We start from the raw sequence: 24,032 nt of genomic DNA on the forward strand, positions 1-24,032 counted from the left end.
GGACAACGGGTCGGGCCGGGTGCTCCCGTCAGGCCGGCGGCCAGTTGCGCAGTACGGCGTCGAGGGCGTCCAGGGCCCTGGACCAGGAGACGTCCACCTCGCGCGGGCTGTAGCGGAACCCACCCACCTTCTCCAGGCTCACGTACCCGTGGAACGTGCTGTGCAGCAGCCGTACGCAATCGGTTTGATCGGGCTCGGACAGTTCGTAGCCGCGCAGGATCGCCCGGGTCATCTCCGCGTGCCGGCCCGCCGCGCTGCTGACCGCCGTCGCCGGGTCGAGCTCGACCTGCATCGCGGCGTACCTGCCCGGATGCTCCTTCGCGTAGGTCCGGTACGCGTTCGCGAAGGCCACCAGCGCGTCCTTGCCCTCGCGACCGGCCAGGGCGGCGGCGACCCGGTCGGCGAGTTCCGCCAGGGCGAGTACCGCCACCCTCACCCGCAGGTCGTGCAGGTTCCTGATGTGCGAGTAGAGGCTGGCGTCCTTGACGCCGAACCCGCGCGCGAGCGCCGAGACGGTGACGTTCTCGAAGCCGACCTCGTCGGCCAGGTCCGCCGCCGCCTGTGCCAGCCGTTCGGCGGTCACTCCCGCGCGTGCCATGCGCCCCCTTCTCAAACCTAGACCCTCTAGGCTATTACTTATTGGTTCGCTGAATTTCTCTAGCGAGTGTAGCTTTCTGCCCATGGAACCCCTGACCGAGCGGGAGATCCGCACGTCGTTCGTCAACTGCACCAAGGGCGAGGTCAAGCGCCTGGCCATGCCCAGGGACCTGGCCGAGCGCCCCTGGGACCACCTGGACTTCCTCGGCTGGCGCGACCCCGCGGCACCCCAGCGGGCGTACCTGGTCGCCGAGTCGGCGGACGGGCCGGTGGGAGTGGCGCTGCGGTTGGCGGCACCGCACGCCGGGCAGGCACGACGCAGCATGTGCTCGCTGTGCCTGACCACACACCCGGGCGGCGGCGTCTCGCTGATGACCGCACGCAAGGCGGGGCCGAGCGGGCAGCAGGGCAACTCGGTGGGCATCTACATCTGCGCCGACCTGGCCTGCTCGCTCTACCTGCGCGGGAAGAAGTCGGCCGCGCCCGGCGGACGGCTGCACGAATCGCTCACCCAGCAGGAGCAGATCGAACGGACCTCGGCCAACCTGGCCGGATTCCTGGACCGGGTGGTCGCATGACCACGGGAGCCGAGCACCGACCCGCACCTCGCCGACGATCGGAAGACGGCAGGCCCGTCGGTGGCGAGGTCTCCGCAGTGCCGTACCTCCGATCCACGGATCGGTTGGATGTCGTAGGCCCGCGGTAACGTTCCCGAACGCCGAGTTCGCACACGGACAGGTTCTCGCTGGGGCACGAGCGATTCCAACCCGTGGCGGCGCCTCGTCCGAGGACACGCTCGGGACTCGACCGAGGAGGGCTCTTGATGACCACGTCCGCCCGCCGTACCCGGGTCGCCATGGCGCCCGACGTGGAAGCCGAACGGCTCGGTCTGGCCGACCTCCTCGACACCCTCGACGAGCACGAGTGGCGGACGCCGTCCCTCTGCGCCGGCTGGTCGGTACGCGACGTCGTCGCCCACCTCACCCTCGCCGACCGCGAGTTCACCACCACCATGCTGCGGCTGATTCGAGCCCGTGGGGACTTCGACCGGGTGACCGCCGACATGGCCCGCGAGCGCGCCCTCCGATACAGCCCGGCGGAACTCGTCGCGCAGCTACGGGAAACGGCCGGCCAGCCCCGACGCTTCCCCATGAGCAGCCCACTGGACCCGCTGACCGACATCCTGGTGCACGGACAGGACATCACCCGGCCGTTGGGACACGAGCGTCCGCCGCCCGCCGAGCGGGCACTCCCGGTGCTGCGACACGTCTGGACGAGCTTCTTCTACGGCAACCGGAAGCGCTTCGCCGGGCTGCGGCTCGTCGCCACCGACGCCGACTGGTCGGCGGGCGACGGCCCACGGCAGGTAAGCGGACCAGCCGGCGACCTGCTCCTCGTCCTCACCGGACGGCGCGCGGGGCTGACCGGGCTGACCGGTGACGGGCGAGCCGAGGTCGCGACCAGGCTGAAGTAGCTCCAGGGGGCCGTGCACGAGGCGGTTGCGGCACCGCCGCCCGAGGCCCTAGCGGTAGTAGCCGTCGACCGGGACGCTCGCCTCGTCGAGGAGCGCCGGCCCCTCGTACGGCACCGACGCGAAGCCGCCGGACGGCTTCAGCGCCAGGAGTTGTTCGGTGGACAGCGCGTACACGACGCGGCCGAGTCCAGCGCGTTCGATCGCACCGGTGCACATGTTGCACGGCTCGCAACTGGTGTACATGGTCGTGCCCGCCGCCGTGTCGGTGGCGAGTTCCCGGGCCGCCCACCTGGCCAGTTTCAGCTCCGGGTGGGCCGTGATGTCGGCGTCGGTCACCGAACTGTTGCGTTCCTCGGCCAGGACCATGCCGTCGGGGCCGACCAGCAGCGATCCGAACGGCGGGTTGCCGCCCGCTCTCGCCTCGGCGGCAAGTTCGATCGCCCGGCGCAGATGCCGTTCACTGTCATGGCTCATCGTTGCTCCACTGTCGACTGGACGAATCCACGGGTCACCGCGACCGGCCTGGCCATGGTGATCAGGACATTGCCGGCCCGGCGATGGCTCCGAAAGCCTATCCAGGCGGGACAGGCAAATGAAGAGACTCTTCACGGCGTACGGGAGGATCAGCCGTGGATCTGGCGGTACTCTGGCCCGATGGCCGAGAATATCGACGCAACCGACTGGTCGATCCTGACGGAGCTGCAACGCGACGGCCGCATCCCGCTCACCGAACTGGGGCGACGGGTGAGCCTGAGCGCCTCCGCGACCACCGAACGGGTCAAGCGACTGGAGACCGCCGGGGTGATCACCGGCTACCGAGCCGAGGTCGACCTGGTGAAGGCCGGCTTCCCGATCCTCGCCGTGGTACGCCTGAAGTACCCGGGCAGCCAGCACCAGCCACTGCACCGGTTACTCGACGAACGCCACGAGTTCCTCGAGTGCCTACGCACCACCGGCGACGACTGTTACGTACTGAAGGCGACCGCGACCTCGATGGCCCATCTCGAACAACTCATCGACGAATTGGCCCAGTTCGGCAGCACCACCACGAACCTCGTCTACAGCCAGCCCCTGCCGTACCGCGGACCACAGGCACCGTCGTGACGCAGCCGCGACGACCTGCCACCCCCATCCGCCAGACCACGTCCACGGGCCCGTGGCCCGGCAGACGCGAGTGGCCCGGACCACCTGGGCCCGGGCCACTTCGTGGTGCTGACAGCGTTACCGGGCCTGGCTGCCGACCGGGGTGTTCACGAAGACGAGGGCGTCACCGACGCCCCGCTGGCTGCCGCCGCTCGGCTGGTTGACCAGTTCGCCCTCGACCGACATGGTGGTGGAGCCGCCACCGTCGAGGTTCATCGCGTCGCGCAGACCCAACGCGTCGGCGACCACCGCCGTCTCGGCCATCGTGGTGCCGACACTGGAGGTCATCCGGCCGTCGATCGTCGCGAGCACGATCTTGCCGTCGCGGGTCGTCCCGACGATGGTGCGGGGGTTACGCGCGAAGAAGCTGTCCGAGGGCGATCCGACCGGCACCACGATCTCCCCACCGGCCGTGAGCCGGTAGCGGCCGTTGACCCCGAACAGTCCCGGGCGCAGGTTGAGCTTGTTGCCCTTCTCGTTGATCAGGGTGTTGGTCTGCTTCACGCAGCCGTTCGCGACGTTGAGCAGGGTCAGGGCATCCTGGCCGGTCGCCTGGAGGGACGTCTGCGCCGGCGCCAGGGCCGTACCACGGGTGGTCGACGTGCGCACCACGCAGCCGCGGTCGTCGAGGACCACCTCGACGCCGGGCCCGGACGGGGTCGTGGCGGCGAACTCCGGGGTGAACTGGACCACGTCCCCGGGCAGGGTGCACTGGGTCTGGTCGGTCAGCGCCGCGCAACCTGCCGGGATCACCGGCGGGTGGTTGATGAACTCCAGTGCCAGCGTGGCCTTGGTCCGTACGTTCTTGACGCTGCCGGTCCACTGCAGCCGGCCCATCAGGACGACCTTGTTGGTGTTGGCGTCCACGACGACGTCGACCTCGGCGGCGTCGGTACCCGGCTCGCTGAGCAGCTTGCCGTCGAAGAGCCCCAGACCCACCGGGTCGCCGGGGTACTGCGGGTTCGCGGTGAAGGTGAAGAAGGATGCGTTGACGCCCGCCAGGGCGCCGGCTGAGCGGACCAGGTCGGTCGTCGTCTCGACACCGGCCAGGTCCGGCCCGTACGTCGCGGCCAGGTGCCCGCTGGTCTTCTTCGGATCGATGGTGAGGACGTTGACGACCCAGGGGCCACGGGTGGTGGTGTTGATCTGGTCGGCCGGAGCCGGCTCGGTCCCCCGTACGATGTGGGTCAGCGTGACGCCGCTGGTCAACGGCTTGATGACGCGTGTCTCGGTGAGATTCGTATCGCCCAGCGGTAGGACGTCACTGCTGGCCATGGCTTGACTGCCCGGAACCAGACCGAAGCTGACAGCCGCGACAACGGTCGCCGCGATAGCTCCGACCCGGCGGTACGGGGATGCCGAGGGGTTGTACGAAGTCATGATCATGATCTTTCTGTGCCAACCCGACGTCGCTCCTTCACGGCCGTTGGCCAGTGAGCCAACTCTGGGTGACAAAACACTTCATCCCCGAGGAAGCTCCCGAGGGAGACCATCCGCCAGCTGCTGGGCTTCCTCAGGTAGCGCGCCCCGCTCGCCACGATCCGTGGTGATGCATCGACAAACGCCACTACACTGTCAGCGGTGTTGGTGGTCCAGGTGCTTGGCCGCTTACGCGTGTGGCACGGTGACCGGGAATTGGACGCCGGTCCACCCGCACGCCGTCTCGTGCTGGGCGTCCTGGCGCTCAACGCCGGGCGGCTCACGACCCGGCGCGAGCTGATCGAATCACTGTGGGGCGAGCGGCCGCCGTCGAGTGCCGTCAACGTGCTGCACACCCACGCCAAGCACCTGCGCCGGCTGCTGGACCCGCAGCGCAGCCCGCGCGGCCAGGACGGTGTGCTGTCGACCGTGGGCGACGGGTACCTGTTGCGCCTGCCAGACGACGCCCTGGACCTGCATCGCTTCCGCCGGATGGTGCGCACCGCACAAGCCGCCGAAGGCGACGGTGACCCGGCCCGAGCGACCGACCTGCTCCGGGAGGCGTTGCGGCTGTGGGAGGACGACCCGCTCTGCGACGTACCCGCACTCGAAAGCCACCCGGAGGTCGCGGGTCTCAAGGCGGAGCGTCGCCGGGCCCAGCTCTCGTACTGGAACCTGATGCTCCACACGGGCAACGCGGCCGAGATCGTCACGGCGTTGGCGGTGGAGGGCGCGGCCCACCCGCTCGACGAGACCGTGCAGGCCACGCTGATCCGGGCGTACCAGGCCACCGGTCAACGGACGATCGCGTTCGAGCACTACGAGGCGACCCGCCGCGCGCTCGCCGACGGGCTGGGCGTGGATCCGGGGCCGGAGCTGGCGCAGGCTCACCGTGAGCTGCTGGCGGAACCGGTGGACCGCCCCGCGTCGGTGGTTCCGCACCAGCTTCCGGCGCCGGTCCCGGACTTTGTCGGCCGTACGCGGGAACTCGCCCTGCTCGACGCCGCGTACGGCGCCCGCCCTCCCGGTGTCGTCGTGGTCTGCGGCACGGCCGGTGTGGGCAAGACCGCGCTCGTCGTGCACTGGAACCACCTCTACCGCGATCGTTTCCCCGACGGCCAGATCTACCTCGACCTGCGGGGCGACGACGCCGAACAGGCCACCTCCGCACAGGACGCGCTGGGCCGCCTGCTCACCGCCGTCGCGGTGCCCGGTCACGACATCCCGGCCGACCTGGAGTCACGCGCCGCCCGTTGGCGCACCGAGACCGCCGGCCGCCGGATGCTCGTGCTCCTGGACAACGCGGCCTCGACGGAGCAGATCCGACCACTGCTACCCGGCAGCCACGACGCCCTGGTGGTGATCACCAGCCGCGACAGCCAGGCCCCGCTGGTTGCCCTGCACGGCGCCCGCCGCATCGAGCTCGACCTGCTCCCGCCACCGGACGCGGCCCAACTGCTCGGCCGGCTGCTGGGCGAACGGGCCATGGCGGACCCGGACAGCATCGACTCGCTCGCCGCCATCTGCGCCCGGCTCCCCCTCGCGCTACGGCTGGCCGCCGAGTACGCAGGCGCGCAGTCGCACCTTCCGCTGGCCGGCGTCGTATCCCGGATACGGCGGTCCGGTCCCCTGGACCTGTTGGACGAGGCGGGAGGCAGCGCGGCGATCCGGCACGTCTTCGGCTGCTCGTACGAGCGCCTGGGCGCCGAGGCGCAGCGCCTGTTCCGGCTGCTGAGCCTGAACCCCGCGCCGTACTCCACCCTGGCCTGCGCCGCCGCGCTCGCCGGCCTGGACGACATCGCGGCGGCTCGGCTGCTCGACCGGCTGACCCGCGCACACCTGGTGGGGTGCGACTCGTCGGGCCGGTACGCGCTCCACGACCTGCTGCGCGCGTACGCAGCCGAGCTGAGTGCGGCCGTGGACAGTGAGTCCGAGCGTACGGCCACGGTCGACCGGTTGCTGGAGCACTATCTGGGGACGGCCACCGCCACGAGCGACGTTCTCTACCCGGGGTGGAGCGCCAGCTGGCAGCAGGCCGGGCTCGCCCTCAAACCCGGTGACACGCCGATCACCCCGGCCGCGGCACTGTCATGGCTGGACGGCGAGCTTTCGTCGTTCGCGACGATCTGCCAGTTCGCCCTGAAGAACGGGCGACCGGAGTACGCGGTCAACATCGCCGCCGCCCTCTACCGGTATCTGGAGGCGGGCCACGGCATCGAGGCCGAATCGATCCACCACCACGCCATCCAGGCCGCCAGGGAAATGGGCGACCCGGCCGCCGAGGCGCACCTGCGTACAAACGCCGGGGTCATCCAACGCCTGCTCGGGCGGTATCCCGCGGCGACGTCGGAGCTCGGCCAGGCGCTGGCGCTGTACGGGCGTACCGACAACCGGCACGGCCAGGCGCGGTCGCTGTCCAATCTGGGCATCATCGAGGAACGGACGGGTGACTTCGCCTCGTCGGTTGCTCGGCACACCAGGGCGATCGCGCTCTACCAGGAGATCGACGACCTCTTCGGTCAGGCCGCGGCGCTGACCAACCTCGGCAACGTCGAGTCGGCGATCGGCGAGCACACCCGAGCGGCGCAACGGTTCCTGGCCGCTCACGACCTCTTCGAAGCGCTGGGCGAACGCGCGGGGCAGGCCATCGCGCTCACGAACCTCGGCGGGATCCACACCACCCTCGGCGATGCTGCCCTCGCCACCGGGGCACTGGCGCAGGCGCTGAGCCTGTTCCGCCAGATCGACCACCGCGACGGCGAGGCGACGGCGCTGAGCAACCTCGGGACCGCGTTGAGCCAGCAGGGGCTGCACCAGGAATCCATCGGATATCTCGACGAGGCCCTCGCGATCTTCCGCGGTATCAAGCATCGTTACGGCGAGGCGAGTGTCCTGAACGCCATGGGGGAAGCGCTGCGCGCCATGGGCCGCGACGAGGAGGCGCTCGAGCGGCACAGGTCGGCCCTGACGATCGCCACCGAGACGGGTGACGAGGACGAGCGGGGCCGTGCCACGGCGGCGCTCGCGAGTCTCGGCCGGGGCCACCCGCCAGGCCAGTGACGCCTGCTCGACCAGCCGGCCGAACGGCACCTGCGACGCGACGGGTGCCGGTGAGCGGCCATTGCCCACGCGGGTGCACGGCTCGACGGCCGGGCGGCCCGGGTGGGCCGCCCGGCCGGGCGCTCAGGCCACGACCTGGAACACGTCGTTGTCGATCACACGGTTGCTCTCGTAGAAGCGGTTGAGCTCGTTGCCCCCGCTGCTGTTCTCGAACGCCGGGATGTAACAGACGTTCCACCCGCCGTTGTCGCCGGGTTGCCGGATCTGCACCCAGTCGATCTGGCAGCCGGCGAACGTACGCCCGTAGGAGTGCCCACCGGTGAAGGCACCCTGCAAGGTGGAGCGGAACGGGTACTCGTCGCAGCTGTATCCATCTGGCGCGGTGTACATGCCGGGGCAGGCCCGGTTGTGGTTCTGGGTCTGGTTGAAGGGGTCGGTCATCCGGGTCAGGGTCCCGGTCACACCGTGGTTGAGCGCCATCCGGATGTGCTGCACGTAGCTGCCATTGGCCGGGCTGGGCCGGTACACCGGCCGGATCGACGGGTAGACGCAGCCCGGCTGGTTGAACCCGGGTACGGCGTTGTCGCAGCGGAACTCCAGGCTCGACGCGCCGACCACGTTCGACTCGGGCGGTGTCCAGGTGGCGTTGAGGAACCAGAAGCCCAGCTTCATCCGGGCCTGGTGGACGGCGCCGGGAGCGGTCGCGGTCGTGCCGGCGTTGAGGATGAAGTTCGCCTGCGCCCCGACGTAGTCGAAGCGCTGGAGCCCGCCGCCGGTGAACCCGTTGCAGCCGTACTCGCAGAAGCCCTCGTGCGATACGTAGGTCCCGATGACCTGGCCCAGCAGGGTGGTTGCCCGCACGGTGACGTTGTACCGTGGCCGCCCGTCGATCGATCCCAGGTCGGCCATGAACGTCGCCGTCATGTCGATGATGCCGATCAGCTGCCCCGACGGGATGAGGTAGACGTACAGGGTGAGCGGTACCGTGGCGCAGGCCCCGAACCGCTCGACCGCCCACGCTCCGTTGCCGCAGGTGACGGCCGTGCCGGCACCGTCCGGTGCGGCTTGCGCGGGGGTTGTGGTGCGGGTGGGCTTGCCCATCTCGGCACAGGTCGCGGTGCCGCCCTTACCCGCGGTCTTCTGTACCGCCGCCGCGAGCACCGGTGCGCAGGCGGCGGGCAGCGCGCGTTGCGACAGGGTGAGCGCGGCGGGATCGTCGGGCGCCGCGGCGGCCGGCTGCGCGGGCAGCAGGGCCACGGCGCACGTCACGGCCGCGGCCAGCGCGAGCAGGCCCCTTCGTACGTTGGAATCGGGCACGTGTCCTCCTCCGGAGTCGGTGACGGTCGCCCGTCGGGAGAGTCGGGAGACCGGCTGGCCGGAACCTAACGAGGTGCACTGGACGACCACTGGCGCCCGGCTGGACGGACCGTGGCCGGGTACGCGCCCTCCGACACCGCCCGTACCGCCCGCGGTGAAGCCGGCGCGCCGACCAGGGCGGGCGTCAGACGCGGGGCCGCCGCCGGGCGCGCACCGCGCGGCGGGCCGGACCCGCCGGGGGTGCTCAGCCGCCGAGGGTACGCAGGATGCGGGCGAGTTGTTCCCGGTCGGCGTCGTCGAGGTCGGCGAAGAGCCGTTCCGCCTCGGTCTGCCGGGCGGCCCGGATGGCGGCGCCGACGCGACCGCCCTCCCCGGTCAGCGCGACCAGCGTGGCGCGTCGGTCGCCCGGATCGGGGCGACGTTCGACCAGGCCGCGGGCCTGGAGGTCGTCGACCACCTCGGTGGCCGAGCGCGGCGCGATCCGCAGGTGTTCGGCGAGGGCGCTGAGCCGCAGCATGCCGTGTCGGGCGAGGACCCCGATGGCGCGGGCCTGGCTCGGGGTGATGTCCCACGGTTCCAGCGCCTCCCGGCTGCGTCGCCGTAGCCGGCGCGCGACGCCCCAGAACGCCTCCGCCAGGGACTCGTCGTCGCCGTTCACCCCGGTCACACGAGTCTCGCCGTTCTCCCCTGGCACGGGAGTTTCGCCGTTCACCCCGGTCACGGGAGTTTCGCCGTCCGCCTCGGTCACGGGAATACGGTAGCAGGGGGTACGGTTGTTACCTCATGATGAGGTAACCTCAGCAATATTGCCGACGAAAGACAGGTACCCCCTTGGAACCCACCCCCTCTGGCCGCGACCGCGGCCACCGCACCGTCAGCGCCGCCGAGAAAACGCAGGCCAGCCAGGTTTCGCTGCGCCGCATCGCCAGGCTGTTCACCCGGCACCGGGCCGCGCTCGCCATGGTCACCGCGATCATCGTGGCCTCCTCGGTCATCGCGATGGCCTCGCCCTTCCTGCTCCAGCACGTGATCGACCGAGCCCTGCCGGAACGCAACCTGACCCTGCTCGTCTGGCTGGTCCTCGGCATGGTCGCAGTGGCCGCCGTCACCGCGATCCTCGGCGTCCTGCAGACCTGGATCTCCACCCGGGTCGGGCAGGAGGTCCTGCACCAGCTCCGCACCGACGTGTTCGGCCACCTCCAGCGGCAGTCACTGAGCTTCTTCACCCGGACCCGCAGCGGCGAGGTGCAGTCCCGGATCACCAACGACATCGGCGGCATGCAATCGGTGGTCACCTCCACCGCCACCGGCATCGCGTCCAACCTGACCACGGTTGTCGCCACCGCGGTCGCCATGGTGGCGCTCTCCTGGCGACTCTCCCTGGTCTCGCTGTTCGTGCTTCCCCCCGCGATCTGGCTGACCCGCCGGGTCGCCCGGCTGCGCCGCGAGATCACCGCACAGCGCCAGCGCGAACTGGCCGACCTCAACGTCACCGTCGAGGAGGGGCTGTCGATCAGCGGCGTACAGCTTGCCAAGACCCTCGGAACCGGCCCGTCGCTGATCGAGCGGTTCAACGCCTCCTCTGCCCGCCTGGTCGACCTGGAGCTACGCAGCGAACTCGCCGGCCGGTGGCGGATGGCCTCGATGAGCGTCATCTTCGCCGCCATCCCGGCCGTCATCTACCTCAGCGCCGGCCTGCCCGGCACCGCCGGCACGCTGAGCATCGGCACCCTGGTCGCCTTCACCGCGTTGCAGGGCGGGCTGTTCCGCCCACTGATGGGCCTGCTCAACGTGGGCGTCTCGCTGACCGCGTCACTGGCGCTGTTCGCCCGGATCTTCGAGTACCTGGACCTCCCGGTCGAGGTGGCCGACCCGTCCGAGCCGGTCGACATCGACCCACGCCAAGTCCGCGGCCACCTGCGTCTGGACGAGGTCAGCTTCAGCTACCAGGGCAGCGACGTCGCCGCGGTCACCGGAGTCACCCTGGACGTACCCGCCGGCACCAGCCTGGCCCTGGTCGGTGAGACCGGCTCCGGCAAGAGCACCCTCGCCGCCCTGGTCAGCCGTCTGCACGACCCGGGCAGCGGTCGGGTCACGGTCGACGGCGTGGACCTACGCGACCTGCGCCTGACCGACCTGGCCGCGATCGTCGGTGTGGTCAGCCAGGAGACGTACCTGCTGCACACCACCGTGCGGGAGAACCTGCGCTACGCCCGCCCGGAGGCCACCGACGCCGAGATCGAGGCCGCCGCCCGCGCCGCGCAGATCCACGACCTGATCGCCGGCCTGCCCGACGGGTACGACACCATGGTCGGCTCGCGGGGACACCGCTTCTCCGGCGGCGAGAAGCAGCGCCTGGCCATCGCCCGCACACTCCTGCGCGACCCGCGGGTCCTGGTCCTCGACGAGGCGACCAGCGCTCTGGACACCGAGACCGAACGGGCCGTGCAGCGTGCTTTCGACGTCCTCGCCGAGGGACGCACGACGATCACCATCGCGCACCGGCTCTCCACCGTGCGCGGCGCCGACCAGATCGCCGTACTCGACCACGGGCGGATCGTGGAGCGCGGCACCCACGACACCCTGATCGACGACAACGGCCGGTACGCCATGCTCGCCGCGTGACGGGCGTACCGCGTCAAGGATGCCGACGCCCTCGGGGTGGGGCCCCTCCACAGGGCCCCACCCCGACCCGTCAGCGCAGCCCGAAGGCCCTGGTGATGCGCTGGTCGACACTGTTGCCCGCCGCGTCGCGGGCGATGGCGCGCACGGTGACGAACCGTGCCGTACGCGGGGCGTCGAGACTGGTCCGCCAGCCGTCACCGCTGCGGTGGAGCTTCGCGTGGCGCCAGGTGGCGCCGTCGTCGTAGGAGACGTCGAGTGTCACCGTACGGATGGCGGGCGCCTGCGCCGCCGATGGTAGATGCAGTGCGGTGACGGTGAGGTCGGCGTTGCGTTTCGTCTTACCGTCGACGTCGGTGTCCACGGCGTAGTCGAGCTGGATCAGCGACGGGTTCCACACCATGCCCTGGCTGACCGCGCCGGAGGTGAAGCCCCACTCCGTACGTGTGGCGGTGGAGTACGGCCCAGCCCAGCCGTCACGCTTGTTCTCCGACACCAACCGGTACGGCAGCGGCTGCGAATTCAGCAGACCGACGGACAGCATCCGCTGGTACCGGTCGGTCTCCTGCAGGAGCGTGTTGCCCTGGTAGAGGCGCAGCACGTTGTCGGCGGCGTAGTTGTCGTAGGTGTCGCCCTCGTGGGCGGTGCCCGAGTCACCCCAGCCGGGGATCCAGGCGGAGATGCCGCCGTCCTCGCGGAAGACGCCGTAGTTGTTCAACAGGCGGGGACGCTGCACCGGGCCGAACCAGCGTTCCTCGTGGACCGAGCCGGCCCGGTACGCGGTGAGAGCGGTCTGCTGGCCCTGCTCGCCGGGGATCGTGACCTGCGCGGTCCACGGCTCGCCGGCAGTGACCCAGTCGGTGCGCTCGCCTCGCGCCGGGATCTCGACGAAGTCGAGAATGCTCGACGCTCCCGACGGCGTCAGGTCACCGCGCGCTTCGAGCGCCCGCGCGGGCCGCCAGTTGCGCAACGACATGTCGACCCGGGCCAGGTCCCGCTGGGTGAACCGGTGGGTGAGGTTGGCCGGCACGGCGCCGATGTAGTCGTGGACCAGGTCGTAGACGTATTCGGTCTCCGGGTGGGAGGTGACGTCGAGCCGGACCCGCCGCTCGTGGCCGATCCGGCCGATCAGCTGCTCACCCTCGTCGCGGGTGAGGGTCGCCACGGTCACCGGCGGCGGGTCGCGTGGATCCCACACCGAGCCGACCCACGGTTTGAGGCGCCCGGTGCCGTCGTTGACCACGAGCAGCAGCCGGGCACCGGCAGACGCCGCCGCGGCAGCCTGCTCCTCGACCGGAACGCTGTCGTCGCGGCGTACGACGACGGCCTTGCCCCGCGCGTTCACCGGGGCGTACGCGTCGCTGCCCCCGGTGCCGGCGAACACCGCGTCGAGGTGGTGCACCTCGGACGGCAGCGGGGTCTTGGCGCGCTGCACCCGCAGGTCGTCGTAGCCCCGGCCGCCGGTGGCCACGGTCAGCGCGGGCTGGGCCGTGCGCCAGCGGGCGCCGATGGAGAAGGTGCCGGTCACGACCTTCGGGCCGGTCGGCAGCACCCAGACACTGTCGTACTCGGCACCCGGGTACCAGGCGGAGACCCAGGGGTTTCCGCCGAGGTCGCGGAGCAACTCGAACCGCGAACCGTCCACCGTCGACGGCTGCGGGGTGGCCACGGTGACCCGGCGGGCCCCGGTGGCGTCGAAGACGACGGTACGGTCCCGGTCGAGCGTGATCTCGGGCAGCGGCAGCAGGGCGAACCCCCGCGAGTGGGGCCCGTTGACGCCTTCGACGTCGGTCTTCAGCCAGGCCGCGTACGTGCCCCCGGTCAGCCGCAGGTCCAGGGTGCCGGTGTCGTCGATCTGCTGCACCGGCAGGGCGCCCTCCTTACCCAGCAGGACCAGCTCTCCCCCGACCGGCCTGCCGCTGCGGTCCTTGGCCTTCAGGGTGAGCTGGTGGCGTACGCCCTCACGGCCGACGGCGACCGAGGTGTGGGTGCGGACGGCGCCGGAGGTGTCGGTCGCCGTCAGGAAGCCCGACGTGAGGCGGTCGGCTGGCACCCGGTCGAAGTCCGTGGTCAGGGTCACCGTGGCGGTGCCGTGCGCCGGAACGGTGACCTGCCGGGCCGACACGGCGACCAGGTCCGCCGGGCCGCCGTCGAGGGCCGTGGCGAGGTCGAGGGTGACGGGGCTGTCGGCGATGTTCGTGTAGCGGACCTCCCGGTCGACCGGGCCCTCGGGAGCCGTCGGCCAGTCCGGGTATCCGAAGTCGGCGCTGGTGGTGGCGAAGACGGTCGCGGCCGTGGTCGCGGCGATGTCCAGCCGGCCGTTGCCGCCCTGGAACGGGGTGATCTGCGGGGTCGCCTTGGTGGTGCTCACCAACGCTTCCTTGAGTTGCTTGCCGGTGAAGTCCGGGTGCTGGGCGGCCAGCAGGGCGGCGGCACCCGCGACGTGCGGGGTGGCCATCGAGGTTCCGTCGCCGAGCCGGTACAGGCCCTCGCCGTCGGAATACTGGGACCGGGCGGCGAGGATGCCCACGCCGGGGGCGGTGAGGTCGGGCTTGATGGCTTTGTCGCCGACCCGCGGCCCCTGGCTGGAGAAGTAGGCGAGGACGTCCGCGCCGTCGACCGCGCCGACGGTCAGCGCGGCGTCCGCGGCACCGGGCGTGCCCACCGTGTACGGGCTGGGGCCGCTGTTCCCGGCCGCGACGACGAACAGCGCGCCGGTTTCCTCGCTGAGCTCGTTGAGGGCCACGCTCATCGGGTCGGTGCCGTCGGTGGGATCGGCGCCGAGGCTCATGTTGACGACCTTGGCACGCTGGTCACGGACGGCCCACTCCATGCCGCTGATGATCCACGACTCCTGGCCGGAGTTGTTGTCGTTGAGAACCTTGCCCACGTGCAGCCGCGCGCCCGGGGCGACGCCCTTCTCCTTGCCGTCGGAAGCGGCCCCGGTCCCGGCGATGGTGGAGGCGACGTGCGTGCCGTGCCCGAAGACGTCCTTCACCGTCTCACCCGGGACGAAGGACTCGGCGGCGGCGATCTGACCCGCGAAGTCGGGGTGGGTCGTGTCGATACCGCTGTCCAGGACGGCGACGTCGACGCCCTTGCCGATGTTCCCGGACTTCCACACCTCGGGCGCGCCGATCTGCGCGGTGCTGTCCGCGAGAGTGGCCTCGACCTTGCCGTCCAGCCACACCTTGGCGATACCGCCGGCAAGCGCGAGCCTCCCACCCGTGGAACGCTCGGCCACACCCCCGCCCGTGGTGATCGAGGACCAGAACGCGTCGGAGCGGTCCACGTCCAGCGCCGCGCCCTGGATGCTGTCCAACACCCGCACCGTACGGGCACCCTCGGGCGCCGCGGTCCGGCGTGCAGCCGCCCCGGCATCGGTGTAGGTGACGATCAGCGGAATCCGGTCACGATGTGCGTCGTCGTAGCCGTCCGCCAACAGTTCGGTGATGTTGAACAGTTGCTCGTCGAGCAGCCCGGCGGACACGTACGGCAGCGCCCCGTGCGGGTAGACGTAGGTGTCCGTCCCTTTCCGGTGCGAGGTGTACCCGGTCAACCGACCGGCGGTGTCCCGTACCTCGGGGCTCAACCCACCGTCGGCCATCCTGGTCGCGGTGACCTTCTCACCGGTGATCAGCGTGACGGTGTACGTGGACACGGAAGCAGCCGGCGCGACCGACCCGACGGAGGATGACGGAGGGTCGGCGGGCGCGGCCGAAGCCGGGGCGGGCGACGAGGCGAGCACCGCGGTAGCGGTGAACAGCGCCAGCAGCCGACGTCCGCAAAGACGTGAGAGCAGCACAGGATTCCCCAGGTTGATCATCAGACGGATGGCACATGGTAATCCGTCGATCGTTTCGGCAAGAGTGCTTTGCTGTTGCGCGGCTGGTACGAACACGCGGGCCAGGCCGCGGCGTGGAGCCGCAATTTCCAGCCGACGAGCCCGACATGGGCGCCGTGCGAGAATGCGTGGATGCCGACCGATGGACGGGCCCTGGTTCTCGGTGGCGGTGGCGTGACCGGCGTCGCGTGGGAGGTCGGCCTGCTGCACGGCCTCGCCCAGTACGGTGTCGACCTCACCGTCGCGGACACCGTCATCGGCACCTCCGCGGGCGCGGTGGTCGCCGCGCAACTCACCGGGGCCACTCCCCTGGCGGACATCTACGCGGCCCAGATCAACAGCGGTCCCGGTGAGACCCCCGCCCGGATCGGTGCAGGACTCGTGGTCCGTCTCCTGGTCGCGGCGGCCTGGCCGGGCGACCGGCGGCGCGGACGAGCCTGGCTCGGGCGAGCAGCATTACGGGCGAGGACCATGCCCGAAGCGGAACGGCGAGCGGTCATCGAACGGCGGGTACCCGACCGGCAATGGCCCGACCGTCGGCTCCTGGTGACCGCCGTCGACGCCGAAACCGGCGCGGACGTCGTCTTCGGTGGCGACAGCGGCGTGCCCCTGATCGACGCGGTAGCGGCCAGTTGCGCCGTCCCGCTGGTCTGGCCACCCGTCACTATCGACGGACGGCGGTACATGGACGGCGGCGTACGCTCGGTCGCCAACGTCGACCTGGCGACCGGTCACGGCCGGGTGGTCGTGATCGCACCCACCACCTCGGCCCTGCGCCGCTCGGACCGCCCCCAGACGCAGGCGGCAGCACTCGGCGTGCCGAGCATCGTCGTGACACCGGACGCCGCAGCACGCACCGCGATCGGCCCCAACATGCTCGACCCCGCCCGACGCCGGGCGGCAGCCCACGCCGGACACGACCAGGCCGCATCGATCGCGGACCAGATCCGCGCGATCTGGCGATAACGGACGGACCGGGTCCGGAGGCAGCGATCGACCTTCGGGCTGTCCACATCGTCAACGCGCGATCGTGCAACCCATCCTGGCCCTACACCACGTCGAGAACCCGGCCCACGACAGTTGACGCGCTCACTAGACCGGGACGAAGGTGGCGGCCAACACCCGCCAGTTGCCGTCCTCACGCACCCACAGCCGGGTGTAGCGCAACCGCGCGGACATAACCGCACCGCCCTGGACGGCATCCACCGCAGCGACCGTGCGGGTCACCCCGGTCTCACCGTCTTCCTGGACGTCGAGCGACTCCTCCACCAAGTTGGTGATTCGCAGGGCCCCAGAGCGGTAGCTTTCCAGGTCGTCTTCCTTCGTAAAGATCTTGCCGTCCGGTCCAGCAGCCACGACCTGGGGGTGCAGAAGCGCGTCGAGGGACTCGACATCGGCGGCGCGCTGAGCTGCTTGGAGTTGACGTTCGGCGGTATGGAGATCCATCCGCCGATCCTCTACAGCGCCCCGCTACAAGACAAGCCGGTTCGCTCGCGGCAGAACGACTTTGACGCGCTTAGAGCACACGAGGCTAGAGGTTGGCCCGTTCAGGCCGCGCCACCACCAGAGCCGCCGTGTCTCGCCTGGAGAATCGCCCGGGGACGTTGAGCCCCGACCGAGCTGCGAAGTGGAAGCTGTTCAGAGCAGTAATCCACTTGTCGGCGACAGCGAACCAAGCCTCCTCGTCCAGCTTCACTCCCTGCCGAGCTGGATGCTCAAGCTCCCATACAGCGTGATTCAGCTCGTGAGCAGCCTCAATGGTGGGGCCATCGGCCAGAAGGGGTAGCACCTCGAAGAGATCGGCCCTGCGTACCTCAAATTCTTCGAGTTGCCGGAGCAGGACATCAAGATCGTCCTCCGATGCGCCACCGATGCGCCGCTTATGAACTTGATTCGCGACAATGCCGGCCGACTTCACCGCGGAGATGTAGGCGACGTAGGCGTCCAGTCGGCGTTGATCCCACCGGATTTGCAGCTCCCTGGTGAACCTCTCCCGGTCCCCGAGTCTGCCGACGACGTATGTTCCGGCCGCCCCTACGAGTACGGCACCCAGGGTCGCCAGCGCCGTGATTGCTTGCCCCATCTCCAACGCATCCCTCCGACCTTGCGGCTATGCACAGCAAGGTAGTGACATGCGTCAAGCGCCACAGGCATCCTGGACCGGATCGCAGCTCGACGACAGGCCCTGGGGCGATCGGCGTCAGCTACTACGCGATCGACTTCATCTCGCCGTTCGGCCCGCTGAAGGCCGACGGCCGCGAGTACGACCCCGAGGGTCTGAGCGGCTATCTGGACTACAAGTCCATCTACACCAGTGCCGGTCGGCTGCCCTCCTAACCGAACCAGCCCGACAGGTTGCCAGCCCGAGCGTGTTGCCTGTCGGGCTGGCGATCAGACGCGGTGGCTGAGTGGGTTTCATTTGGTGGCGTGACCTCGACGCGGCGACCCCACCGGTCGGTAGGGTCGTCCGTATGGATCTGGACGACACCGCCGCCCGGCTGGGGGTACCCGTCGAGGAAGTCGACCGTGTGCGCCGGCTCGCCGGTGACCGGCCGTCGGCTCCGCTGCCCGCCAAGGCCGACGCACCGGCGATCCTCGACCGGCTCGCGGTCCGGCCGGACGACGCCGCCGAGATCATGGCGGGCTGGCCGGACCCCGGCTCCCCGCTGTGGACCTCGGAGCTTCGCTGGCTGCTCGACCGCTCGATCGCCCTGGTCCGCGCCGATCTCGGGGGTCACAGCTGGCTGTCGCCCGGTCCGGCACTGCCGCGCGAACGGGGTCCCGCCTGGCGGCATCTCTACGTGTACGCGTACCTGGCCCTGGTCGACGTCGTCACGGAGTACCACCGCGACCACGGCATCGCCGACGCCGTGTCGTGGTCGACCCTCGCGGACCTGGGCCGCAACCTGGCGATCGACCGGCGGATGCACCGCGAGGGCTGGCCGGTCATGCAGAGCTGGCTGACGCTGCACGCGCGCGGCGGCATCTACGAGCTGGGCCGGCTGCAGCACCAGCGCGGCGGCACCGCCATCGACCTGCACATCCCTGAATCGGGGCCGTTGACCCCGGAGGCGGTCGAGGCGTCGCTCGACGAGGCCCGCGCGTTCTTCCCTCGCCACTTTCCCGACGAGCGCTACACAGCATTCTCCTGCGGCTCTTGGCTGCTCGACCCGCAACTGCTGGAATACCTGCCCGGTGACTCCAACATCGCGCGATTTCAGCGGAGGTTCGAGCTGGAGCCCTATGAGGAGCCGGAAGGGCTGGACGCCGACGTCGAGGTGCTGCGGTTCGTGTTCCGCACCCTGACCACGCCGCTCGACCAGCTGCCGCGCCGCAACGTGCTCCAGCGCGCAGTCGTCGACCACCTGGGGGCTGGCCGCCACTGGCGCTGGCGCCGCGGTCGCTTCCCCATCTAGTGCCTCGTTGTTGCCCGAGCGGGTGGTCGAGAGTGCGGATCCAACAGTGCTTTCGGCCCGATCAGCGCTGATCCATGATCGGCCCGCCACCGGGTAGGTGGCGGGCCGATCACGGTCACGGGCGTACACGTCCGACGCGGCGATCGGGCCTGCCGGATCGGCCCTGATCGACGAGGGCTAGACCGAGGCTAGACCAGGAGGCATTCGGCGAGGTCGTCCGGTGTCACCACCGAGTGGGTCACGTCGGGTGGTGTCGGGGCACCCTTCTTCACCACGTCGACCCAGAACGGGTCGGACTCGAGAATGCGGTTGACGCGGTACCAGCCGTTGAGCTTGCCGCCGGCGCTGCAGTTGTCGCTAAGTTCCACAATGGCGGCGGAGAAGTGGATCCCCGAGCTTGCGCCGCCCTGGTGGGTGGAGGCGAATGGGTATTCGTCGCAGGACGGCCTGGTGTAGCCGGCCTTGTCGAGCGGCTTGCACTCCTTTTTCGCGCGTTGGTAGTTCTGGTACGACACGCTGCCTTTCGTCTTGCGGTTTGACGTGGTCCGGGTCAGGCAGCCGGTAGCGCTCGCGCAGCCCAGGTCCGACAGGTTGATTTTCCCCGGGATTCGCTTGATCTTGCCGGGGGCCAGTGGTGTGGTTGTCTGGGGATCGTAGAGCGCACCCCAGATGTGCTCGGCGGTCTGCTCCGACTTTTCCTCGTTGCCGTTGAGGACCCACGTCGGCCGTACCGACCACACCACACAGCCGCCCTTGTATCCCTTGTAGAAGGTCGAGCTGTCACACCGGAAATCGAGCCGTGTGTTGTCGAGCCAGCCGTGCCGGCGATCGCCATCGGACTCCGGATAGAACAGCGATGGCTGTATCCCACAGAACGCCTTGTAGTCCGGCAGCGCGGTGCCCTGGGGGGAGGTGAGAGTGATCGTCTGGTCCGGGGCGTTGATCCACTGACCGATGCTCTTCTGGATGCCGAGAGGTGTGTCCGAGTTGCAGCTCGAGGAGTTGTTGGCGAGGAAGGTCACCGGCCGGGTGATGGACGTGGGCCACAAGGTCGGCAGGTACTTGCTCACCCGTACGTATATCTTGATCTGCCTGCTGGTGGCCGACGGCAGGCCCCGTGCGGTGCCGTTGAGGTCACCGACGAACGAGTGCACGACGACGGAGATCTGCGCGATCCACTTCGGGCCCGTCGGGGTGTCCTGGGCGTTCGTCTCGATCTCCCCGATCTTGCCCGTGTAGCACACCGAGTAGGAACTTGGGATGTACCGGAACGTGCCATTTCCTCCGAGCTTCTTCTCGCAGTCCTCGTGCTCCAGGTGCTCGTACGGGTGCTCGTCGGCGAGCGCGGCCTGGGCCCGGGCAGCCGACGCGGCCGGCGCGACCCGGGTGACCGGGGTGACCGGGGTGACCGGGGCGTTCATGTCCGCCTGTACCTGTTCGACGGTCTGGGCCCGGTTGTAGATCCGGACCTCGTCGATCGCCCCCTGGAAGAACTCGCCCCAGATGCCGTTGCCACCGATGTGCAGGTCACCGTCGTCGACCACCAGGTCACGTGTCCTCGGCAGCGAAGCGACCTCGGCTCCGTTGACCAGGAGCCGAACCGTGGATCCGTCGTAGGTCGTGGCCAGGTGGCTCCACGTGTTCACCGGCAGGGGCTGCTCGCCGTCGACGATGGTGTGTTCCTCCTCCTCGCCGTTGAGCAACCAGGTCGACGGGGTGAACCCGTTCGAGGCGTAGAGCCCGTACGCGGAGCCGTACAGGCCGTCCTTCATCACCGCCGTACGCCAACTAGCCACACTCGTCGGGCGTACCCAGGCGGAGATTGTCATGCCGTCGGTCAGCCTGAGCGACGGGCTGTCCGGGATGGTCACCCAGCTCTCGTCGGCGCCGTCGAACGACAGTGCCCGGCCGAACTTGCCCGCCCGCCACGTCAGACCCGTCGCAGTGCCGGTGTTGGCGTTGCCGGACCGGTCGCCGACCGTCGTGCCCGAGCCTTCGTCCATCCCGTACGCGGCCACCAGGCCGACCGGAGCCGGGGTCGACTCGTCGGTGGTGAAGGACCACCCGTGCGGCGCGGCCATGACGTTGTCGTCGACGTCCTTCGCGCCGCTCACCTGCGCCGAGTAGGTGGTTCCGGCGGTCAACGGCTGCGCCGGTGTGAAGGTCACGGTGGTCCCCTCCTCGGCCACCGAGCCGGCAACCGCGGCACCGGCCCCGTCCGTCACCGTGAGCGCCGCTCCGGTGACGATCTCGTCGAACGTCGCCGTCACCGGCGTGTCCAGCGGCACGTCGCCGGCCCCGGTGCCCGGCACGGTGGACACCACCACCGGTGGGCTGGTGTCCGGCTCCGGTTCCCAACCGCCCGAGGGCAGGTCGAGGTCGGTGAGCCATTCCTCGCGCGACATGTCGGCGGGCGGGTACAACCCGTACGCGGAATCCTGCTTGATCGCGGCGGCTGCGTTCTGCCGCAGGGCCAGCGCCTCCTGCTCGCTCAGTACGGGCAGAGTCGGCGCCCGGTCCGTCCCGATCCGGTGGGCCATCATGTCCGCGACCGTCGGAGCGGGATCCTCCGCGCGGCTCGGGATGAAGAACGGCTCGACCTTGTTCGGCTCCGGAGCCTCGTACTCCACGAACAGCACCGGTCCGCGACCGTCGACGCCGGACCACTCGGAGGAGAGGTACTCGCGGTAGTTGGAGCCGCCACTGCTGTCGTTGTTCGCGGCGACCTGCAGGCCGTAGTTCGGCGAGCCGTCCGCCCAGGACTGGACGATGCTCTCGATGGAGTAGTACAACTCCTGCGCGGGCTGACTGCAGTTCTGGTAGGAGCCGTTGCGCTTGAGGATGCGACCCACCCCGGTGCCCAGGAGGGTCTGCCCGGATGTGGTGACGGCCGGTTGGTTGTCCCAGCGCAGGTCGACGGGGCTACTCGCGTTCAACGCCCAATCGCTGGTCACCCTACGTACCGCGATGTTGCCAGCCGAGGCGCCGCAGGCGGTGGTGATGTAGTTCCACGGCCGCATGTCGGCGTTCAGGATGGGTCGGCCGAAGAACGGCGCGCCGGTCAGGTTGAACTTCAGGTAGCTGCGGTAGACGTAGTAGGTCGACACCGCCCCGTCGAAGTTGTTCCGCCCGGCCAGCAACTCCTGTCGGAACTGCGTGGACCGACCGGTGCTGAACCTGCTATCGGTCGCCACGAACGCATCGGTGGGGAACCCCGGTCCGAACCAGGGCGTCGGGTCGCCAGCGAGGACCACCGGGTACGCGGTGGCGGGGTCGTTCAGGAACGTCGCGCTCGGTGTGTAGGTCAGCTCGGTGCCCTGGGAGTTCACCCCGACGGTCACCTCGCCGGTACGACCGGCCACCGGTGACCGGTCGGCGGCGGCATCCAGCAGAAGTGGTGGGACCAGGTCCGCCACCTTCACCCCGTCGTCGGCCACCTCACCCGCCCGGTAGCGCACACCTTTCGCGGCAGCGACCGTTAGTCCGAACGCGACCGATTTCGCGGGCCGGCGGTGCAGGACGATCCGGTGGCGGATGCCTTCCGGCGTGACCCGCACGACGAGGTCGACGTCCGGTCCGTAGGCGGCGGGATAGGTCGCGGTGTCACCGGACAGCACCGGTTTGGGCAGCGGCGTCGGCGTCGACAGCTTCGCCTCCCCGGTCCCGGTCTTCACCGACAGCAGCGCGGTGTCGCCGCCGGCAGACAGCCGTACCTCGTCCTTGGCGGACTTCGGCCGGATCGAACCGCCGTCGGCGACCAGTGTCAGGTCCGTCGCCCGCCAGCCGCCGTCGCGGGCGAACCGTACGGGGTAGGCGTGCACGGTGGTGGCGAGCGTCTTGCCGCCGGGGTTGGCGACCGTGGTCGAATTCTCGGTGTGCAGGCTGGGAACCTCGACCGGCTGGCGTCGCCGGTCTGCCTCGGCCAACGCCAACCGGACCGGATCGGGCGGGCTCGACGTTGCTTCGGTCGGGGTGGCGGGTTCGGTGGTGACGGTCGGCTCGGGTGCGGCGGTAGCGGGCACGGTAACCACCAGGGACGCAGCCATACCGACCACGACACTGATCGCGATTTGTCTTCGGTCCATCACGGCCTTCTCGCTCGGCTAGTGGGACTCTCCGTCGGTAGTCCCTGCCGCTCAGGAGGAGGCCTGGTCCATGCAGAACGCTGAATGCCGGCTGAACACGTCACACAGCCCGGCGGGCCTCGTCGGGCACTCCAGGCGCATCGAACCCGTCGATCACCGCGCGCCACGACAATACCGCGCTGGTTTGACCGGTCGAAGTTCTGGGAGGATGCCTCGACACATAGACGTCCGACGAACGGGGGGATCGGGTCGTGGAAGATGGTCGGGCAGAGCAGGGGTTGGACACCTCCGTACCGCACTCGGCACGGTTGTGGAACTACTGGCTCGGTGGCGGGGACAACTTCGCCTCGGACCGGGCGGCCGGTGACGAGATCGCCAGGCGTCTGCCACAGATCATCGACCTCGCCGTCGAGGACCGTGCCTTCCTGCGCCGGATGGTCGGTCACCTCGTCGCCGAACGGGGCATCCGCCAGATCCTGGACATCGGCACCGGCCTACCCACGGCGGACAACACCCACCAGGTAGCACAGTCTATCGCCCCGGAGTCACGCATCGTCTACGTCGACAACGACCCACTCGTCCTCGTACACGCCCGTGCCCTGCTAACCGGCACCGCCGAAGGCCTCACCGACTACATCGAGGCCGACCTGCGCGACCCGGACACGATCCTGCGTGCAGCCCGGCGCACCCTCGACTTGGACAAGCCGGTGGCGATCACCCTGCTGGGGATCCTGCACTTCATCCTCGACGACGATGAGGCACGAGATGTCGTGCGGCGGCTTGTCGACGCGGTGCCGTCGGGCAGCTACCTGGCCATCGCGCACGGCTGTCACGACATCAACCGGGCCGAAGCCGACGACATCGTCGGGTTCTGGAACGAGCACGGCACGCCGAAGATCGGCTACCGCAGTTCCACCGAGATCGCACGCTTCTTCGACGGCCTCGAGTTGCTTCCGCCCGGCGTCGTGTCCTGCTCACGATGGCGTCCCGGACCAGACACCCGCGACATCGACGTCAACCAGTATTGCGGTGTGGCCCGCAAGCCGTAGGACGGC

Annotated in this window: 18 protein-coding genes; 9 read left to right on the forward strand and 9 right to left on the reverse strand. The window is 69.8% G+C overall.

Annotated elements, in window-relative coordinates; all coding sequences use genetic code 11:
* Nucleotides 1-28: 28 nt before the first annotated feature.
* Nucleotides 29-598, reverse strand: a complete 570-nt coding sequence (locus tag AB0J90_RS24770; protein ID WP_363599572.1) for a TetR-like C-terminal domain-containing protein — start codon at nucleotides 596-598, stop codon at nucleotides 29-31.
* A gap of 82 nt (nucleotides 599-680) precedes the next feature.
* Between AB0J90_RS24770 and AB0J90_RS24775 the strand changes: the two genes are divergently transcribed.
* The gene (locus tag AB0J90_RS24775; protein ID WP_363599574.1) at nucleotides 681-1,175 is read left to right on the forward strand and encodes an FBP domain-containing protein; all 495 of its coding nucleotides are present in this window, start codon (nucleotides 681-683) and stop codon (nucleotides 1,173-1,175) included.
* A 245-nt stretch (nucleotides 1,176-1,420) separates the two neighbouring features.
* A complete protein-coding gene (locus AB0J90_RS24780) occupies nucleotides 1,421-2,071 on the forward strand; it encodes a maleylpyruvate isomerase family mycothiol-dependent enzyme (RefSeq protein ID WP_363599576.1) in 651 nt (216 codons plus the stop codon).
* Nucleotides 2,072-2,119: 48 nt separating this feature from the next.
* Here AB0J90_RS24780 and AB0J90_RS24785 read toward each other — a convergent pair whose 3' ends face one another.
* Nucleotides 2,120-2,545: a nucleoside deaminase gene (locus tag AB0J90_RS24785; RefSeq protein WP_363599578.1), complete on the reverse strand. Its 426-nt coding sequence runs from the start codon at nucleotides 2,543-2,545 to the stop codon at nucleotides 2,120-2,122.
* A gap of 180 nt (nucleotides 2,546-2,725) precedes the next feature.
* Between AB0J90_RS24785 and AB0J90_RS24790 the strand changes: the two genes are divergently transcribed.
* Nucleotides 2,726-3,175, forward strand: coding sequence for an Lrp/AsnC family transcriptional regulator (locus tag AB0J90_RS24790; protein WP_363599580.1), 450 nt, complete (start codon nucleotides 2,726-2,728; stop codon nucleotides 3,173-3,175).
* A 117-nt stretch (nucleotides 3,176-3,292) separates the two neighbouring features.
* Here AB0J90_RS24790 and AB0J90_RS24795 read toward each other — a convergent pair whose 3' ends face one another.
* Nucleotides 3,293-4,489: a phosphodiester glycosidase family protein gene (locus AB0J90_RS24795; protein WP_363599582.1), complete on the reverse strand. Its 1,197-nt coding sequence runs from the start codon at nucleotides 4,487-4,489 to the stop codon at nucleotides 3,293-3,295.
* A gap of 306 nt (nucleotides 4,490-4,795) precedes the next feature.
* Here AB0J90_RS24795 and AB0J90_RS24800 point away from each other — a divergent pair, with 306 nt between their 5' ends.
* A complete protein-coding gene (locus tag AB0J90_RS24800; RefSeq protein ID WP_363599584.1) occupies nucleotides 4,796-7,693 on the forward strand; it encodes a tetratricopeptide repeat protein in 2,898 nt (965 codons plus the stop codon).
* 123 nt (nucleotides 7,694-7,816) lie between these two features.
* On the opposite strand, the gene AB0J90_RS24805 is transcribed toward AB0J90_RS24800, so the two are convergent.
* Both AB0J90_RS24805 and AB0J90_RS24810 read right to left on the reverse strand, forming a co-directional pair.
* Nucleotides 7,817-9,010: a hypothetical protein gene (locus tag AB0J90_RS24805; RefSeq protein WP_363599586.1), complete on the reverse strand. Its 1,194-nt coding sequence runs from the start codon at nucleotides 9,008-9,010 to the stop codon at nucleotides 7,817-7,819.
* 244 nt (nucleotides 9,011-9,254) lie between these two features.
* Nucleotides 9,255-9,668: a MarR family transcriptional regulator gene (locus AB0J90_RS24810; protein ID WP_363599751.1), complete on the reverse strand. Its 414-nt coding sequence runs from the start codon at nucleotides 9,666-9,668 to the stop codon at nucleotides 9,255-9,257.
* 173 nt (nucleotides 9,669-9,841) lie between these two features.
* Here AB0J90_RS24810 and AB0J90_RS24815 point away from each other — a divergent pair, with 173 nt between their 5' ends.
* Nucleotides 9,842-11,635 (forward strand): ABC transporter ATP-binding protein, encoded by a 1,794-nt coding sequence (locus AB0J90_RS24815; protein ID WP_363599588.1) that lies wholly within the window; start codon nucleotides 9,842-9,844, stop codon nucleotides 11,633-11,635.
* Between the two features lie 70 nt (nucleotides 11,636-11,705).
* Here the strand turns inward: AB0J90_RS24815 and AB0J90_RS24820 are convergent, their stop codons facing one another.
* Entirely contained in the window at nucleotides 11,706-15,293 is a 3,588-nt protein-coding gene (locus tag AB0J90_RS24820; RefSeq protein ID WP_363599590.1) for a S8 family serine peptidase, read from the reverse strand.
* A gap of 315 nt (nucleotides 15,294-15,608) precedes the next feature.
* Between AB0J90_RS24820 and AB0J90_RS24825 the strand changes: the two genes are divergently transcribed.
* Entirely contained in the window at nucleotides 15,609-16,442 is an 834-nt protein-coding gene (locus AB0J90_RS24825) for a patatin-like phospholipase family protein (RefSeq protein ID WP_363599592.1), read from the forward strand.
* Nucleotides 16,443-16,568: 126 nt separating this feature from the next.
* On the opposite strand, the gene AB0J90_RS24830 is transcribed toward AB0J90_RS24825, so the two are convergent.
* Both AB0J90_RS24830 and AB0J90_RS24835 read right to left on the reverse strand, forming a co-directional pair.
* A complete protein-coding gene (locus AB0J90_RS24830; RefSeq protein ID WP_363599594.1) occupies nucleotides 16,569-16,922 on the reverse strand; it encodes a nuclear transport factor 2 family protein in 354 nt (117 codons plus the stop codon).
* A gap of 85 nt (nucleotides 16,923-17,007) precedes the next feature.
* Nucleotides 17,008-17,559: a hypothetical protein gene (locus AB0J90_RS24835; protein WP_363599596.1), complete on the reverse strand. Its 552-nt coding sequence runs from the start codon at nucleotides 17,557-17,559 to the stop codon at nucleotides 17,008-17,010.
* 29 nt (nucleotides 17,560-17,588) lie between these two features.
* On the opposite strand from AB0J90_RS24835, the gene AB0J90_RS24840 reads away from it, so the two are divergent.
* Both AB0J90_RS24840 and AB0J90_RS24845 read left to right on the forward strand, forming a co-directional pair.
* On the forward strand, nucleotides 17,589-17,813 hold the full coding sequence (locus AB0J90_RS24840; protein WP_363599598.1) for a hypothetical protein: 225 nt from the start codon (nucleotides 17,589-17,591) through the stop codon (nucleotides 17,811-17,813).
* 134 nt (nucleotides 17,814-17,947) lie between these two features.
* Nucleotides 17,948-18,892 (forward strand): acyltransferase domain-containing protein, encoded by a 945-nt coding sequence (locus AB0J90_RS24845; protein WP_363599600.1) that lies wholly within the window; start codon nucleotides 17,948-17,950, stop codon nucleotides 18,890-18,892.
* Nucleotides 18,893-19,080: 188 nt separating this feature from the next.
* Here AB0J90_RS24845 and AB0J90_RS24850 read toward each other — a convergent pair whose 3' ends face one another.
* Nucleotides 19,081-22,977 (reverse strand): LamG-like jellyroll fold domain-containing protein, encoded by a 3,897-nt coding sequence (locus AB0J90_RS24850; protein WP_363599602.1) that lies wholly within the window; start codon nucleotides 22,975-22,977, stop codon nucleotides 19,081-19,083.
* 251 nt (nucleotides 22,978-23,228) lie between these two features.
* Here AB0J90_RS24850 and AB0J90_RS24855 point away from each other — a divergent pair, with 251 nt between their 5' ends.
* Nucleotides 23,229-24,026 (forward strand): SAM-dependent methyltransferase, encoded by a 798-nt coding sequence (locus AB0J90_RS24855; RefSeq protein ID WP_363599604.1) that lies wholly within the window; start codon nucleotides 23,229-23,231, stop codon nucleotides 24,024-24,026.
* Nucleotides 24,027-24,032 lie beyond the last annotated feature (6 nt).

The organism is Micromonospora sp. NPDC049523, from assembly GCF_040676775.1.
Classification (GTDB): Bacteria; Actinomycetota; Actinomycetes; order Mycobacteriales; family Micromonosporaceae; genus Micromonospora_G.

Excerpts from the sequence above, each read along its gene's own strand:
- AB0J90_RS24770 (WP_363599572.1), bottom strand. The coding sequence starts at position 598 with ATGGCACGCGCGGGAGTGACCGCCGAACGGCTGGCACAGGCGGCGGCG.
- AB0J90_RS24775 (WP_363599574.1), top strand. The coding sequence starts at position 681 with ATGGAACCCCTGACCGAGCGGGAGATCCGCACGTCGTTCGTCAACTGC.
- AB0J90_RS24780 (WP_363599576.1), top strand. The coding sequence starts at position 1,421 with ATGACCACGTCCGCCCGCCGTACCCGGGTCGCCATGGCGCCCGACGTG.
- AB0J90_RS24785 (WP_363599578.1), bottom strand. The coding sequence starts at position 2,545 with ATGAGCCATGACAGTGAACGGCATCTGCGCCGGGCGATCGAACTTGCC.
- AB0J90_RS24790 (WP_363599580.1), top strand. The coding sequence starts at position 2,726 with ATGGCCGAGAATATCGACGCAACCGACTGGTCGATCCTGACGGAGCTG.
- AB0J90_RS24795 (WP_363599582.1), bottom strand. The coding sequence starts at position 4,489 with ATGGCCAGCAGTGACGTCCTACCGCTGGGCGATACGAATCTCACCGAG.
- AB0J90_RS24825 (WP_363599592.1), top strand. The coding sequence starts at position 15,609 with ATGCCGACCGATGGACGGGCCCTGGTTCTCGGTGGCGGTGGCGTGACC.
- AB0J90_RS24830 (WP_363599594.1), bottom strand. The coding sequence starts at position 16,922 with ATGGATCTCCATACCGCCGAACGTCAACTCCAAGCAGCTCAGCGCGCC.
- AB0J90_RS24835 (WP_363599596.1), bottom strand. The coding sequence starts at position 17,559 with ATGGGGCAAGCAATCACGGCGCTGGCGACCCTGGGTGCCGTACTCGTA.
- AB0J90_RS24840 (WP_363599598.1), top strand. The coding sequence starts at position 17,589 with ATGCACAGCAAGGTAGTGACATGCGTCAAGCGCCACAGGCATCCTGGA.
- AB0J90_RS24845 (WP_363599600.1), top strand. The coding sequence starts at position 17,948 with ATGGATCTGGACGACACCGCCGCCCGGCTGGGGGTACCCGTCGAGGAA.
- AB0J90_RS24850 (WP_363599602.1), bottom strand. The coding sequence starts at position 22,977 with ATGGACCGAAGACAAATCGCGATCAGTGTCGTGGTCGGTATGGCTGCG.